The sequence below is a fragment of the Pseudomonas umsongensis genome, assembly GCF_012647205.1.
GTDB lineage: Bacteria > Pseudomonadota > Gammaproteobacteria > Pseudomonadales > Pseudomonadaceae > Aquipseudomonas > Aquipseudomonas umsongensis.
In genome coordinates this window covers 6343395-6357210 of sequence record NZ_CP051487.1, presented here as the reverse complement: position 1 = coordinate 6357210, position 13816 = coordinate 6343395, and the positions used below count along the sequence as shown (strand labels likewise).

Here is a 13816-nt window from a genome sequence, read left to right as displayed (position 1 = left end):
CCCCATGTTGCATATCTTCTGTCCTCACTGCGGCGAACTGCGCTCCGAAGAGGAATTCCATGCATCCGGCCAGGCGCACATCCCGCGTCCACTGGACCCCAACAGCTGCACCGACGAGGAGTGGGGCGACTACATGTTCTTCCGCGATAACCCTCGCGGCCTGCACCACGAGCTGTGGGATCACGTCGCCGGTTGCCGCCAATACTTCAACGTCACCCGCGACACCGTGACCTACGAGATTCTCGAAACCTACAAGATCGGCACCAAGCCACAATTCACCGACAAGACCGATAGCCCGAAAGCGGCCACCACGGCTCTGGGAGAGAAGGTATGAGCCAGATCAATCGCCTGTCCAACGGCGGACGGATCGACCGCAACAAAGTCCTGACGTTCACCTTCAACGGTCAGAGCTACAAAGGCTTTGAAGGCGACTCCCTGGCCGCAGCACTGCTGGCTAACGGCGTCGACATCATCGGTCGCAGCTTCAAGTATTCCCGTCCGCGCGGCATTTTCGCCGCCGGTGCCGAAGAGCCGAACGCGGTGCTGCAGATCGGTGCCACCGAAGCCACGCAAATCCCGAACGTGCGCGCTACGCAACAAGCGCTGTACCAGGGCCTGGTCGCCACCAGCACCAACGGCTGGCCAAGCGTGAACAACGACATGATGGGGATTCTCGGCAAGGTCGGCGGCAAGCTGATGCCACCGGGTTTCTACTACAAAACCTTCATGTACCCGCAATCGTTCTGGATGACCTACGAGAAGTACATTCGTAAGGCAGCCGGTCTTGGCCGCTCGCCGACCGAGAACGATCCGGACACCTACGACTACATGAACCAGCACTGCGACGTGCTGATCGTCGGCGCCGGCCCTGCAGGCCTGGCCGCTGCACTGGCGGCTGCGCGCAGCGGTGCCCGGGTGATCCTGGCGGACGAACAGGAAGAGTTCGGCGGCAGTCTGCTCGACTCCCGCGAAAGCCTCGACGGCAAGCCTGCGACCGAGTGGGTTGCCAGCGTCATCGCCGAGCTGAAGAACACCCCGGACGTGCTGCTGTTGCCGCGCGCCACGGTCAACGGCTACCACGACCACAACTTCCTGACCATTCACGAACGCCTCACCGATCACCTCGGTGACCGCGCGCCGATTGGCCAGGTACGTCAGCGCATCCACCGTGTTCGCGCCAAGCGTGTCGTGCTGGCGACCGGCGCTCACGAGCGTCCACTGGTCTACGGCAACAACGACGTGCCGGGCAACATGCTGGCCGGTGCCGTCTCGACTTATGTGCGCCGCTACGGTGTAGCACCGGGCAAGAAACTGGTGCTGTCGACCAATAACGACCACGCCTATCGCGTGGCCCTGGACTGGCTCGATGCCGGCCTGCAAGTGGTGGCCGTCGCCGACGCCCGCAGCAACCCGCGCGGTGCGCTGGTGGAAGAAGCACGCGCCAAGGGCATCCGCATCCTCACCGGCAGCGCCGTGATCGAGGCCCGTGGCACCAAGCACGTGACCGCTGCCCGCGTGGCCGCGATCGATGTCAAAGGCCACAAAGTCACCAGCCCTGGTGAATGGCTCGACTGCGACATCGTCGCTAGTTCCGGCGGTTACAGCCCGGTGGTTCACTTGGCCTCGCACCTGGGCGGCAAGCCGATCTGGCGCGAAGATATACTTGGTTTCGTACCGGGCGAAGCACCGCAGAAACGTGTATGCGTCGGTGGCATCAACGGCGTCTACGGTCTCGGCGATTCCCTGGCTGACGGTTTTGAAGGCGGTGTTCGCGCTGCCAGCGAAGCCGGTTTCGGTGCGGTCGAAGCGACCTTGCCAAAAGCCCTGACCCGTCTGGAAGAGCCGACGCTGGCGCTGTTCCAGGTGCCGCACGAAAAGAACACCGCACGGGCGCCGAAGCAATTCGTCGACCTGCAGAATGACGTCACCGCCGCCGCCATCGAACTGGCGACCCGCGAGGGCTTCGAGTCGGTCGAGCACGTCAAGCGCTATACCGCGCTGGGCTTCGGCACCGATCAGGGCAAGCTCGGCAACGTCAACGGCTTGGCCATTGCTGCCCGTTCGCTGAACGTGACCATCCCGCAGATGGGCACCACCATGTTCCGTCCGAACTACACGCCGGTGACCTTCGGCGCGGTGGCTGGTCGTCACTGTGGGCACATTTTCGAGCCTGTGCGCTACACCGCGCTGCATCAGTGGCACCTGAAAAATGGTGCCGAGTTTGAAGATGTTGGCCAGTGGAAACGTCCATGGTACTTCCCGAAATCCGGTGAAGACATGCACGCGGCAGTCAAGCGCGAATGCAAAGCCGTGCGCGACAGCGTCGGCCTGCTGGATGCTTCGACCCTGGGCAAGATCGACATCCAGGGCCCGGATTCACGCGAGTTCCTCAACCGCATCTACACCAACGCCTGGACCAAGCTCGACGTGGGCAAGGCCCGCTACGGCCTGATGTGCAAAGAAGACGGCATGGTCTTCGACGACGGCGTAACCGCCTGCCTCGCCGACAACCATTTCGTGATGACCACCACCACTGGCGGCGCTGCACGCGTGCTGCAATGGCTGGAGATCTACCACCAGACCGAATGGCCGGACCTGAAGGTGTACTTCACTTCCGTGACCGATCACTGGGCGACCATGACCCTGTCCGGGCCGAACAGCCGCAAGCTGCTCAGCGAAGTCACCGACGCCGACCTGAGCAACGAAGCCTTCCCGTTCATGACCTGGAAAGAAGCCCAGGTCGGTGGCGTGCCGGCGCGGATTTTCCGGATTTCGTTTACCGGTGAGCTGTCGTACGAGGTCAACGTGCAAGCCGACTACGCCATGGGCGTGCTGGAAAAAATCGTCGACGCGGGCAAGAAGTACAACCTGACGCCGTACGGCACCGAAACCATGCACGTGCTGCGGGCCGAGAAGGGCTTCATCATAGTCGGCCAGGACACTGACAGCTCGATGACCCCAGATGACCTGAACATGGGCTGGTGTGTCGGTCGCAACAAACCGTTCTCGTGGATCGGCTGGCGCGGGATGAACCGTGAAGACTGCGTGCGTGATCAGCGCAAGCAGCTGGTCGGCCTCAAGCCGATCGATCCGAACAAGTGGCTGCCGGAAGGTGCGCAGCTGGTGTTCAACACCAAGCAGGCCATCCCGATGACCATGGTCGGTCACGTGACCTCCAGCTACCTGCACAACTCCCTGGGCTATTCGTTTGCCATGGGCGTGGTCAAGGGCGGCCTGAACCGCATGGGCGAACGTGTGTTCGCGCCACTGGCGGATGGCAGCGTGATCGAGGCGGAAATCGTTTCTTCGGTGTTCTTCGATCCGAAAGGCGAACGCCAGAACGTGTAATTGCCCAGGCCCTGTGGTGAGCCTGCCGACGCTTTCGCGAGCAGGCTCGCTCCCACAGAGATTGCGTAACCCTTGTGGGAGCGAGCCTGCTCGCGAAGGCGGCGGAACAGCCTCCACAGGGCCAACAGAATTCAGGAACAGGTGCTTTATGACCGCAGCCAATGTTTACCAACAGCGCCCAACCAACGGGGCCAAGGCCGAGTCGTCGCTGCATCACGCCGACCTCGCCAGCCTCGTGGGCAAGGGTCGCAAGAACGCCGGCGTTACCGTGCGTGAGAAAAAACTCCTTGGTCACCTGACCATCCGTGGTGATGGCCACGACGCTGCATTTGCCGCGGGCGTGCACAAGGCCCTGGGCATCGAATTGCCGGGCGCTCTGACCGTCATCGTCAAAGGCGAGACCAGCCTGCAATGGATGGGGCCGGATGAGTGGCTGCTGATCGTCCCGACCGGCGAAGAATTCGCCGCCGAGCAAAAACTGCGCAAAGCGCTGGGCGACCTGCACATCCAGATCGTCAACGTCAGCGGTGGCCAGCAGATCCTCGAACTGAGCGGCCCGAACGTGCGCCAGGTATTGATGAAGTCCACCAGCTACGACGTGCACCCCAACAACTTCCCGGTGGGCAAGGCTGTTGGCACGGTGTTCGCCAAATCGCAACTGGTGATCCGTCACACCGCTGAAGACACCTGGGAGCTGCTGATCCGTCGCAGCTTCTCGGATTACTGGTGGTTGTGGTTGCAGGATGCGTCTGCCGAATACGGGCTTAGCGTCCAGGCTTGATTAGAGCCAGTCATGGAGGCGATCAACTGTGGGAGCGAGCCTGCTCGCGATGAACTTGAGGGCAACGCGTTGATTCAGGAAATACGCGTTATCGTTAACGTCCATCGCGAGCAGGCTCGCTCCCACAAGATGCAGCTTTCGTTTATCGATGCCTCAGGAGTCACCGCACTATGAGCCGCGCCCCAGACACATGGATCTTGACCGCCGACTGCCCCAGCGTGCTCGGCACCGTGGACGCGGTGACGCGCTTTCTGTTCGAGCAGGGCTGTTACGTCACCGAGCACCACTCCTTCGATGACCGGCTCTCGGGCCGTTTCTTCATTCGGGTGGAGTTCCGCCAGCCGGAGGGTTTCGACGAACAGTCGTTTCGCGCAGGCCTCGCTGAACGCGGTGCATCTTTCGGCATGGTCTTCGAGCTGACGCCGCCGCATTACCGGCCTAAAGTGGTGATCATGGTCTCCAAGGCCGATCACTGCCTCAACGACCTGCTCTACCGCCAACGCATCGGCCAATTGTCGATGGACGTAGTCGCCGTGGTCTCCAACCACCCGGACCTCAAGCCGCTGGCCGACTGGCACCAGATCCCGTACTACCATTTCCCGCTGGACCCGAACGACAAACCATCCCAAGAGCGTCAGGTCTTGCAGGTGATCGAGGAGTCCGGTGCCGAGTTGGTGATCCTTGCCCGCTACATGCAGGTGCTGTCGCCGGAGCTGTGCCGCAAGCTCGACGGCAGGGCGATCAACATCCACCACTCCCTGCTGCCGGGTTTCAAGGGTGCCAAACCCTATCACCAGGCCTACAACAAAGGCGTGAAACTGGTCGGTGCCACGGCGCACTACATCAACAACGACCTGGACGAAGGACCGATCATCGCCCAAGGCGTCGAGGTGGTGGATCACAGTCATTACCCGGAAGACCTGATCGCCAAGGGGCGCGATATCGAAGGGCTGACCCTGGCGCGGGCGGTCGGTTATCACATTGAGAGAAGAGTGTTTTTGAACGCCAATAGAACCGTCGTTCTTTAGACCGCTATCGCGGGCAAGCCCGCTCCCACAGGGTTTTGTGTCGTTCACACATCCGATATTTATCCCGGATCACTGTGGGAGCTGGCTTGCCAGCGAAGAGGCCATAACAGGCAACACAAGAAACAGCATCTGTACCCGAGCAATTAACGCGCTGCCTGCCTGGGCAACGCGGTTCCATAAAAACAACAGCGAGGTGAAAGCATGTCTGGCAATCGTGGTGTGGTGTATCTCGGCGCTGGCAAGGTCGAAGTACAGAAAATCGACTATCCGAAAATGCAGGACCCGCGCGGCAGGAAAATCAACCACGCCGTCATCCTGCGCGTGGTTTCCACCAATATCTGTGGTTCCGACCAGCACATGGTGCGCGGCCGTACCACTGCGCAAACCGGCCTGGTCCTGGGTCACGAGATCACCGGTGAAGTGATCGAGAAGGGCAGCGACGTCGAGAACCTGCAGATCGGCGACCTGGTGTCTGTTCCGTTCAACGTGGCTTGCGGGCGCTGCCGTTCCTGCAAGGAAATGCATACCGGCGTGTGCCTGAGCGTTAACCCGGCGCGTCCCGGTGGTGCTTATGGTTACGTCGACATGGGTGACTGGACCGGTGGCCAGGCTGAATACGCGATGGTGCCTTACGCCGACTTCAACCTGCTGAAACTGCCGGACCGCGATCGCGCGATGGAAAAAATCCGCGACCTGACCTGCCTCTCCGACATCCTGCCGACCGGCTACCACGGCGCAGTGACCGCCGGCGTTGGCCCAGGCAGCACCGTATACATCGCCGGTGCTGGCCCGGTCGGCTTGGCGGCGGCCGCTTCCGCTCGCCTGCTGGGTGCGGCGGTGGTAATCGTCGGTGACGTCAATACCGTGCGCCTGGCCCACGCCAAGGCCCAGGGTTTCGAAATCGCCGACCTGTCCCTTGACACTCCACTGCACGAGCAAATCGCCGCACTGCTGGGCGAGCCAGAAGTGGATTGCGCCATCGACGCCGTAGGCTTCGAAGCCCGCGGTCACGGCCATGACGGCGTGAAACACGAAGCTCCGGCCACCGTGCTCAATTCGCTGATGGGCGTAGTACGCGTAGCCGGCAAGATCGGTATCCCAGGTCTCTACGTCACCGAAGACCCCGGCGCCGTGGACGCCGCCGCGAAAATGGGCAGCCTGAGCATTCGCTTTGGTCTGGGCTGGGCCAAATCCCACAGCTTCCACACCGGCCAGACCCCGGTCATGAAGTACAACCGCCAGCTGATGCAGGCGATCATGTGGGACCGTATCAACATTGCTGAAGTGGTGGGTGTGCAGGTGATTAGCCTGGATCAGGCGCCGGAAGGGTATGGCGAGTTTGATGCGGGCGTGCCGAAGAAATTTGTGATTGATCCGCATAAGTTGTTCAGCGCGGCGTAAACGCTGTATAGGTAAAAAAGGGCGATCTTGGATCGCCCTTTTTTTGTAAGTTGCATTTGCTCAATGCGCGTTTTTAGAGCTGCGTGTGCACATCACTTTTTCGTTTGAAAATCTGATATTGCCGCAGGCTTCAGGGCTCCTTTGTGACGAACGGATGAGAAATGGATGCAGGCCTGAGGAACATGCCCGCGGCTACCCGGTCAAACCGGCAGCTTTGCGCCCGAAAGCCGGGTGTTTTTTCTCGACGCAAGAGGATGTCTGAATGAAGATTTCACGCGGTTTTGTCCTGGCATCGCTCATGACCCTGGTGGTCAGCCCGGCTTTTGCACAATTCAGCCTGAGCGATGCGGCCAGTGCCATTTCCGGCATGAAGGGCAACGCGGCCACGGAGGCTGCGCCGACCTCTGAGACAGCAGACCTGCTGGGCGCGCTCACCCAATTGAACATCACGCCAGAGCAAGCCGTCGGCGGCGCCGGGGCGATGCTTGGGTTGGCGAAGAATCAGCTGAGTTCGACCGATTATTCGGAGCTGGCCAAAAGCGTGCCGGGCATCGACATTCTCTCGGGTGGGGGAGAGTTGGGGGCGCTCGCCGGTTTGCTCGGTTCGAGCGGCAAGGCCGCAGGGCTGGATAACGCCCTGGGCAACGTCAAGGACACCAATGACCTGAACAACGCCTTCAGCGCCCTGGGCATGGACACCGGCATGATCGGGATGTTTACCCCGGTGATCCTGCAGTACCTAGGTCAACAAGGCGTCGGCGGTTCCCTGCTGAGTAGCTTGGGCAGCATCTGGGGCACAGGCACAGGCACAGACACAGGATTCGGCACCAGCACCGGTAGCTGATTCAGCGACTCTCGGCGCGCAAATCGTCGATACGCCGGTCCTTCTCGTTCCAGAGCTGGTTGACCCAGTTCTGGACTTTCTCGCGAAACAGTGGATCGTTTTCGTAGTCGCCCTGCCAAAGCGCCGGGTCGAGTTCGCGGGTCTTGATGTCAATGATGACCCTCGGAACGTTGCCGCTGATCAAGTCCCAGAACCCCGGAATCGCTTGCTGTGGATAGACCACGGTGACGTCGAGAATGGCATCCAGTTGTTCGCCCATCGCTGCCAGCACAAAGGCTACCCCACCGGCCTTGGGCCTGAGCAGGTGAGTGAAGGGTGATTGTTGCTGGGTGCTTTTGGCGCTGGTGTAGCGAGTGCCTTCCAGATAGTTGACCACGGTCACGGGCTGGCGCTTGAACAGTTCGCAGGCCTGTTTGGTGATCTCCAGATCCTTGCCGGCCAGTTCCGGGTTCTTCGCCAGAAAAGCCTTGGTGTAGCGCTTCATGAATGGGTAATCCAGCGCCCACCATGCCAGGCCGAGGAACGGCACCCAGATCAGTTCTTTCTTGAGGAAGAATTTGAAAAACGGTGTGCGTCGGTTCAGCGTCTGGATCAGCGCCGGGATATCGACCCAGGACTGATGATTGCTGATCACCAGATACGAAGTGTCACGACGCAGATCGTCACCGCCGCGGATATCCCATCGGGTGGGAATGCACAGGCGAAAGATCAGCTTGTCGATTTCCGACCAGGTCTCGGCAATCCACATCACCACCCAGGACGCATAATCGCGAAAGCGGCCGGGCAGGACCAGCTTGAGCAGGGCAAACACCATCAAGGGTCCGATCAGGACCAGGGTGTTAAGTAACAGCAGCAATGTGACAAAACAGCCGGTGAGCAGGCGGCGCATAAAGAACTCTTGGAAGCGTTTGGGCGCGCCATGATAAGCAGCTTCGGGCGACAGGCCAAATCACCGGTGACGAATGTTTCACCTTTGACGCGCTAACCTCCTGACACCGATCGTTCCCATGCTCCGCGTGGGAATGCAGCCCGGGACGCGCTGCGTCCCAAATCAGGGGCCGAACGCAGAGCGTACGTTGAGGCAATCCTTTGCGCTGCGTGGGAACGATCTATTCGACAACGGTCTAAAATTGCGCTGCCCATCTCTCAAGGACTCCCCGTACGTGAAATCCCTTCTTGCACTGTTTTCACTCATCGCCCTGCCGGTCATGGCCGCCGAGCCGACCCTGTACGGTCGCTACGAATACATCGCGCTACCGGAAATCGGCGGCGAAGTGCTCAAGGCCAAGATGGACACCGGCGCCCTGACCGCGTCGCTGTCGGCCAAGGACATCGAAACCTTCACCCGCGACGGCGAAGACTGGGTGCGCTTCCGTCTCGCCACCAAGGGCGCGAGCAATAAGGTTTACGAACACAAGGTCGCGCGGATCAGCAAGATCAAGACCCGTTCCGAAGAGGACGAAGATGACAGCGAAGTGATCGCGCCCACCAAGCGACCGGTGGTGGATCTGGAGTTGTGCCTGGGCAATGTCAAACGCACGGTCGAGGTTAACCTCACCGATCGCAGTAGCTTCAATTACCCATTGTTGATCGGCGCCAAGGCCTTGCGCGAGTTTGGCGCGGCGGTGAATCCGGCTCGCAGGTTTACGGCGGACAAGCCGGATTGTTGATCGGTTCACAGGGTGTTGGTGTAGCTTCATCAAACCTTCGGCATCGTCGCCAACATCGAAGGCCTTTGACTCACCTCGAAATACCACGCCGCCAACTGCGGATTGGCCGATCGCCAGTCCAGGTCCGGATGGCGCAAATCCAGATACCCTAACGCACAGGCCACTCCGATCGCGGCGATGTCGAAATGGCTGGCCAGCTCGGCCATCGCATCTTTTTCCAGCAACGCCAGGGCACGGCGGATTTTGTCGCGCTGGCCGTCGAGCCATTGGTCCCAGTGTTTTTCCGGGGCGCGCAGGGCGACTTCGTAGCGCACCAGTACCGCGGCGTCCATGATGCCGTCGGCCAGGGAGGCGAGTGTCAGGCGCCGCCAGCGGGCCGAGCCTTCGCGGGGGATCAGCGGGTTGCCGACGTGCTGGTGATCCAGATAGTCGAGGATCACCCGGCTGTCGTGGATGATGCTGCCATCGGCCAGTCGCAGGGCGGGGATCTTGCTCAAGGGGTTGTCGTCGATCAGGGTCTGGTCCGGATCAACCGGTGTGAGCACGCAATTCTGTAGGGCAACGCGGTCCTGTTGACCGGTTTCGTGCAAGAGCACCATGACTTTGCGGACGAAGGGGGAGAGGGGGTTGTGGTACAGGGTCATGCTCGGGGTGGACATGGCAGTGACTCGGTTGGTGGCGGTGTCACGCAGCATAACGTGTGGAGGCGAGAGCTCAAGATCACATTCAATTGTGGGAGCGAGCCTGCTCGCGAAGAGGCCGTGTCAGTTGACATCAATGCTCTCTGACACACCGCTTTCGCGAGCAGGCTCGCTCCTACAGGGGGATGTCCGTTACCGGCATTGCAGGAGGCCGCGCAGGGCGAGGACGGCAGGGATGCCTAATCCAAGCCAGCTCAGGGCATCCCAAACGCCATCGCCGAGCAACGCGGCAAATAACCCGCCCGCGCTGAACAAGGCGATAACAGTTGGGGTGGCGAACACCTTCCAGAAACTCGACTGGCGGGGCCTCATGCCACGCTCTCCGCTTTCTCCAGTACGGGTTTCACCGCCTTGCGCCGCACCACCCACAGGTAAACGCCACTGCCGAGCACAATGATCGTCAGCACATCCAGGGTGGCCCAGAGGATTTGCATCGGCATGCCGCCGTAGTCACCGAAATGCAAAGGCTGCGACATGCCCATGGCGTCCATGTACCAGGGACGCTCGGCCACGGCGGTGACTTTCAGGGTGCTGGCGTCGATCAGCACCGGTGTCAGCAAGTGCGAGGTCAGGTGCGTGCTGCCTTTCATGAACACAGCGTAATGGTGTTCGCTGGAGAACCGCGTGCCGGGAAAGGCAATGAAGTCCGGTTGCATGCCGGGTGCGACTTCCTTGGCGATATCGAGCAAACGTGTAGCCGACGCCAGTTGCGACAGCGGGGGCGCATCGCGATACGGCGCAACCATCGCGCTCAGGCTGTCGTTGCGCCACGCGGCGATCAACAGGTCGGCGCAGGCACTGATCACGCCGGTTACGCCGACCACCAGGGCCCAGGTCAGGGTCACCACGCCGATCAGGTTGTGCAGGTCGAGCCAGCGCAGGCGGGTGGATTTGTCCTGGCGCACGGTGGCGAATTTCAGGCGACGCATGAACGGCAGGTACAGCACCGTGCCGGAAACGATCGCGACGACGAACAGCAAACCCATGAACGCCAGCAACAACTTGCCCGGCAGCCCGGCGAACATGTCTACATGCAAGCGCAGCATGACCATCATGAAGCCGCCATTGGCCGATGGCATCTCCAGCGCTTCGCCGGTGCGGGCGTCGAGCATGAAGGTGTGGGAAGAGTTCGGCTCGGTGCCGGCGGTGGCCGCCATGATCGCGATTGCGCCGTTGGGCTCATCATCGTCGAAACCGAAATACTGCATGACGTCACCGGGACGATGCTTTTCAGCCGCCTGCACAAGCTGTTGCAGATTCAGTTGCGGTGTGTCTGCCGGCATTTGCTTCAATTCGGCGGCATCGCCCAGCAAATGGTCGATCTCATGGTGAAAGATCAACGGCAGGCCGGTGAGTGCCAGCATCAGCAGGAACACCGTGCAGATCAGGCTGGTCCAGGTGTGGACAAAGGACCAGCGGCGAATTGTTTTACTTTTCATTTCGTAGCCTCCAGAAATACCCAGGCCGTCCTCGAAGGACGGCCTGGGTACCGGGCGTGTCAGATCAAGTCGTTACCACTTGTAGTCAAGGCTGGCCATGACGTTGCGACGGTCGCCGTAGTAGCAGTAGAAACCGTCACAGGTCGAGATGTATTCCTTGTCGAATACGTTGTTGGCGTTGACGCTGACACTGACGCCCTTGAGTGCATTGTCCAGGCGGCCCAGGTCGTAATGAACGGCCGCGTCATAGACGGTATAGGAATCGCTGTGGCCGTCTGACGGATCGCGTACAAAGGCCATGCTGCCGATGGCGATGTTGTCGGTTTCGCCGATATAGCGCACACCAAAGCCGATTCCAAAGCCATCCAGAACACCGGTATGCCAGGTGTAGTCAGCCCATGCCGCGGCCTGGTTTTCCGGGGTCAGTGGCAGCGGGCGATTTTTGTCCAGCGGATCGGTGACTTTGGTCATCTTGCTGTTGGCGTAGGTGTACGAAGCCGTCAGATTCAGGTTTTCGTTGACGTTGCCGGTTGCCTCCAGCTCGAAGCCTCGGACTTTCGCTTCACCCAGCGGGCGAGAAACGCCCAGGGTGTCGCTGAGGACGATGTCCTTGCGGGTCAGGTCATAGGCGGCAGCCGTGAACAGCATGTCGGTGCCCGGTGGTTGGTACTTGAGTCCGATTTCATATTGCTTGCCAGTGCCAGGGCGGAATGCCTCGCCGTTGGCGCCACCTGCTTCTGCCTGGAAGGATTCGGCGTAGGAGATGTAGGGAGTGAAGCCGGAGTCGAACACATAGCTGATGGCCGCGTTGCCGCTGAAGTTGGTGTCGTCGCGGGTGTCCTTGGCATTGTTCATGTTGTAGAACGTCGATTCCGTGTGCAGCCAGTCCTGACGACCGCCCAGGGTCAGGCGCCAGTTGTCGAGGGCCATCTGGTCCTGGACATAGAGGCCTGTGTCATGGGTCTTCTGGTTGTAGTCATTGAACGCGGTGTATTGGACGTTACTGAAGTCCTGCCCGTAGATCGGGTGGGTGATGTTGCTGGTTGGCGCGTTGCCGAACAGCCATTTGTAGTTGGTGTTGACGCGTTGGTGATCCAGCCCCAGCAACAGTGTGTGCCTGATGGCAGCGGTGTCGAAATCGGCCTGGAAATTGTTATCCACGGCAAACTGGCTGAGGTCTTCGTCAACTACGTTGGCACCCCGGGACAGGGTGCCGTCGTCTTCGACCGAACCATAGAAACCGCCCGCGGTAATGCTCTGGAAGGACAGATCGCTCTTGGTATAGCGAAGGTTCTGACGGAACTGCCAAACGTCGTTCATCCGGTGCTCAAAGGCATATCCCAACGCGTAATAGGTCTTGTCGTAGAACTCCCATTCCGGATCACCGAGATTCTTGTGGAACTTCACTTCTCCAGCGGGCGAGGACAGTTTGGTGCCCTGTAGCGGAAGGAACTGGCTGGTGGTGCCGGTATCGTCACGGTTGTACTGGCTGAGGAAAGTCAGCGTGGTATCGGGATCGATGTTCCAGGTCAGGCTGGGAGCGATGTTGTAACGCTTGTCGTCGATGTGCTCGATGGTGGTGTTGCTATCACGCACCACACCGCTGACGCGGTACAAAAAACGCCCTTCGTCATCGACCGGACCGGTACTGTCGAAACTGATCTGCTTACGCTCGTAGCTGCCAACTTGCAATTGCACTTCGTTGCTGGCCAACGCATCAGGGCGTCGGCTGACCATGTCGAGCAAGCCGCCAGGCGGTGTCTGGCCGTAAAGCGAGGAGGCAGGGCCACGCAGCAGTGCTACTCGCTCAAGGTCCCAGGTCTCTATTTTCGGCATGGTGTAAGTGCCCTTTGGCAGCGGCAATCCATCGAGGAACTGAGTGGGCTCAAATCCACGAACTTTCAGCCACTCGGCACGGCTATCGCTGCCGTAGCTGCTGGCAATGACCCCGGGCATGTAGCGTACAGCGTCATCGAGATTCTGTACGGCACGGTCTTGCATCTGCTCGCGGGTGGCAACAGAAATCGAGCGTGGTACTTCTGCCAGTGCCGTGTCGGTCTTGGTGCCGGCAGCGGTGCGCTTGGCCAGGTAACCTTGCACCGGACCCCAGGCGTTTTCAGTCTCTGCTTCTACACCGATGACGCTGGTTGCCGGCAAAGCCATCACACCCTCAGGCACGGCCACCAGGGTGTAGGTGCCGCCGCTTTGCTCCAGTTGCAGCCCGGTGCCACGCAGGGCTTCGCGCAGGGCGCCGGCAGCGTCGAACTGGCCCTGGACCGGGGCCGAACTCTTGCCGGCTGCCAGCGACGGGTTCAACGACAACGCCAGGCCGGCCTGGCTGGCAATCTGGTTCAGGGTGCTGGCCAGTGGTGCGGCCGGCAGGTTGTAGGCACGAACGCTGGACGCCTGTTCAGCGGCGATCAATTGGCTGCTGGCCAAAGGCGTGCAAAGAGCAATGGCAAGCGCCAGCAAACCGGGGCGCAACAAGGCGTCTAACGAACGGGACATACAGCGGCTCCTGAAAGTGAATACTTCTCAATTGCCTAAGTACCGAACGAAAATCAAAAAGTGATAGGGCTGGATGGAAATAATTTCGATTCAGTA

At 60.3% G+C, this 13816-nt stretch carries 13 protein-coding genes; 8 read left to right on the top strand and 5 right to left on the bottom strand.

Annotated elements, in window-relative coordinates:
- Positions 1–4 precede the first annotated feature (4 nt).
- The 7 genes from HGP31_RS28835 (at position 5) to HGP31_RS28805 (ending at position 7402) form a co-directional block, all read left to right on the top strand.
- Positions 5–334: a sarcosine oxidase subunit delta gene (locus HGP31_RS28835; protein ID WP_008057118.1), complete on the top strand. Its 330-nt coding sequence runs from the start codon at positions 5–7 to the stop codon at positions 332–334.
- Positions 331–3348: a sarcosine oxidase subunit alpha gene (locus HGP31_RS28830; RefSeq protein WP_168759054.1), complete on the top strand. Its 3018-nt coding sequence runs from the start codon at positions 331–333 to the stop codon at positions 3346–3348. The genes HGP31_RS28835 and HGP31_RS28830 overlap by 4 nt, the downstream gene beginning before the upstream one ends.
- A gap of 148 nt (positions 3349–3496) precedes the next feature.
- Positions 3497–4129, top strand: a complete 633-nt coding sequence (locus HGP31_RS28825) for a sarcosine oxidase subunit gamma (protein WP_020796059.1) — start codon at positions 3497–3499, stop codon at positions 4127–4129.
- 12 nt (positions 4130–4141) lie between these two features.
- Positions 4142–4303 carry a hypothetical protein gene (locus HGP31_RS28820; protein WP_020796058.1) on the top strand — a complete coding sequence of 54 codons (162 nt, stop codon included), beginning with the start codon at positions 4142–4144 and terminating at the stop codon, positions 4301–4303.
- Entirely contained in the window at positions 4300–5157 is an 858-nt protein-coding gene (gene purU, locus HGP31_RS28815) for a formyltetrahydrofolate deformylase (RefSeq protein ID WP_020796057.1), read from the top strand. Before HGP31_RS28820 ends, purU begins: the two co-directional genes overlap by 4 nt.
- A 201-nt stretch (positions 5158–5358) precedes the next feature.
- The gene (fdhA, locus tag HGP31_RS28810; protein WP_020796056.1) at positions 5359–6558 is read left to right on the top strand and encodes a formaldehyde dehydrogenase, glutathione-independent; all 1200 of its coding nucleotides are present in this window, start codon (positions 5359–5361) and stop codon (positions 6556–6558) included.
- Between the two features lie 262 nt (positions 6559–6820).
- The gene (locus HGP31_RS28805) at positions 6821–7402 is read left to right on the top strand and encodes a DUF2780 domain-containing protein (RefSeq protein ID WP_168759053.1); all 582 of its coding nucleotides are present in this window, start codon (positions 6821–6823) and stop codon (positions 7400–7402) included.
- A 1-nt stretch (position 7403) separates the two neighbouring features.
- On the opposite strand, the gene HGP31_RS28800 is transcribed toward HGP31_RS28805, so the two are convergent.
- Positions 7404–8291, bottom strand: coding sequence for an acyltransferase (locus HGP31_RS28800; RefSeq protein ID WP_020796054.1), 888 nt, complete (start codon positions 8289–8291; stop codon positions 7404–7406).
- A 274-nt stretch (positions 8292–8565) separates the two neighbouring features.
- On the opposite strand from HGP31_RS28800, the gene rloA2 reads away from it, so the two are divergent.
- Positions 8566–9072 (top strand): retropepsin-like aspartic peptidase RloA2, encoded by a 507-nt coding sequence (rloA2, locus tag HGP31_RS28795; RefSeq protein WP_020796053.1) that lies wholly within the window; start codon positions 8566–8568, stop codon positions 9070–9072.
- A gap of 29 nt (positions 9073–9101) precedes the next feature.
- On the opposite strand, the gene HGP31_RS28790 is transcribed toward rloA2, so the two are convergent.
- The 4 genes from HGP31_RS28790 to HGP31_RS28775 all read right to left on the bottom strand — a co-directional run bounded on the left by HGP31_RS28790 (position 9102) and on the right by HGP31_RS28775 (position 13720).
- Positions 9102–9731 (bottom strand): glutathione S-transferase, encoded by a 630-nt coding sequence (locus tag HGP31_RS28790; protein WP_033045382.1) that lies wholly within the window; start codon positions 9729–9731, stop codon positions 9102–9104.
- A gap of 174 nt (positions 9732–9905) precedes the next feature.
- Positions 9906–10085, bottom strand: coding sequence for a hypothetical protein (locus HGP31_RS28785; RefSeq protein WP_020796051.1), 180 nt, complete (start codon positions 10083–10085; stop codon positions 9906–9908).
- The gene (locus HGP31_RS28780; protein WP_168759052.1) at positions 10082–11212 is read right to left on the bottom strand and encodes a PepSY-associated TM helix domain-containing protein; all 1131 of its coding nucleotides are present in this window, start codon (positions 11210–11212) and stop codon (positions 10082–10084) included. The genes HGP31_RS28785 and HGP31_RS28780 overlap by 4 nt, the downstream gene beginning before the upstream one ends.
- 72 nt (positions 11213–11284) lie before the next feature.
- Positions 11285–13720, bottom strand: a complete 2436-nt coding sequence (locus HGP31_RS28775) for a TonB-dependent siderophore receptor (RefSeq protein ID WP_168759051.1) — start codon at positions 13718–13720, stop codon at positions 11285–11287.
- Between the last annotated feature and the right edge of the window lie 96 nt (positions 13721–13816).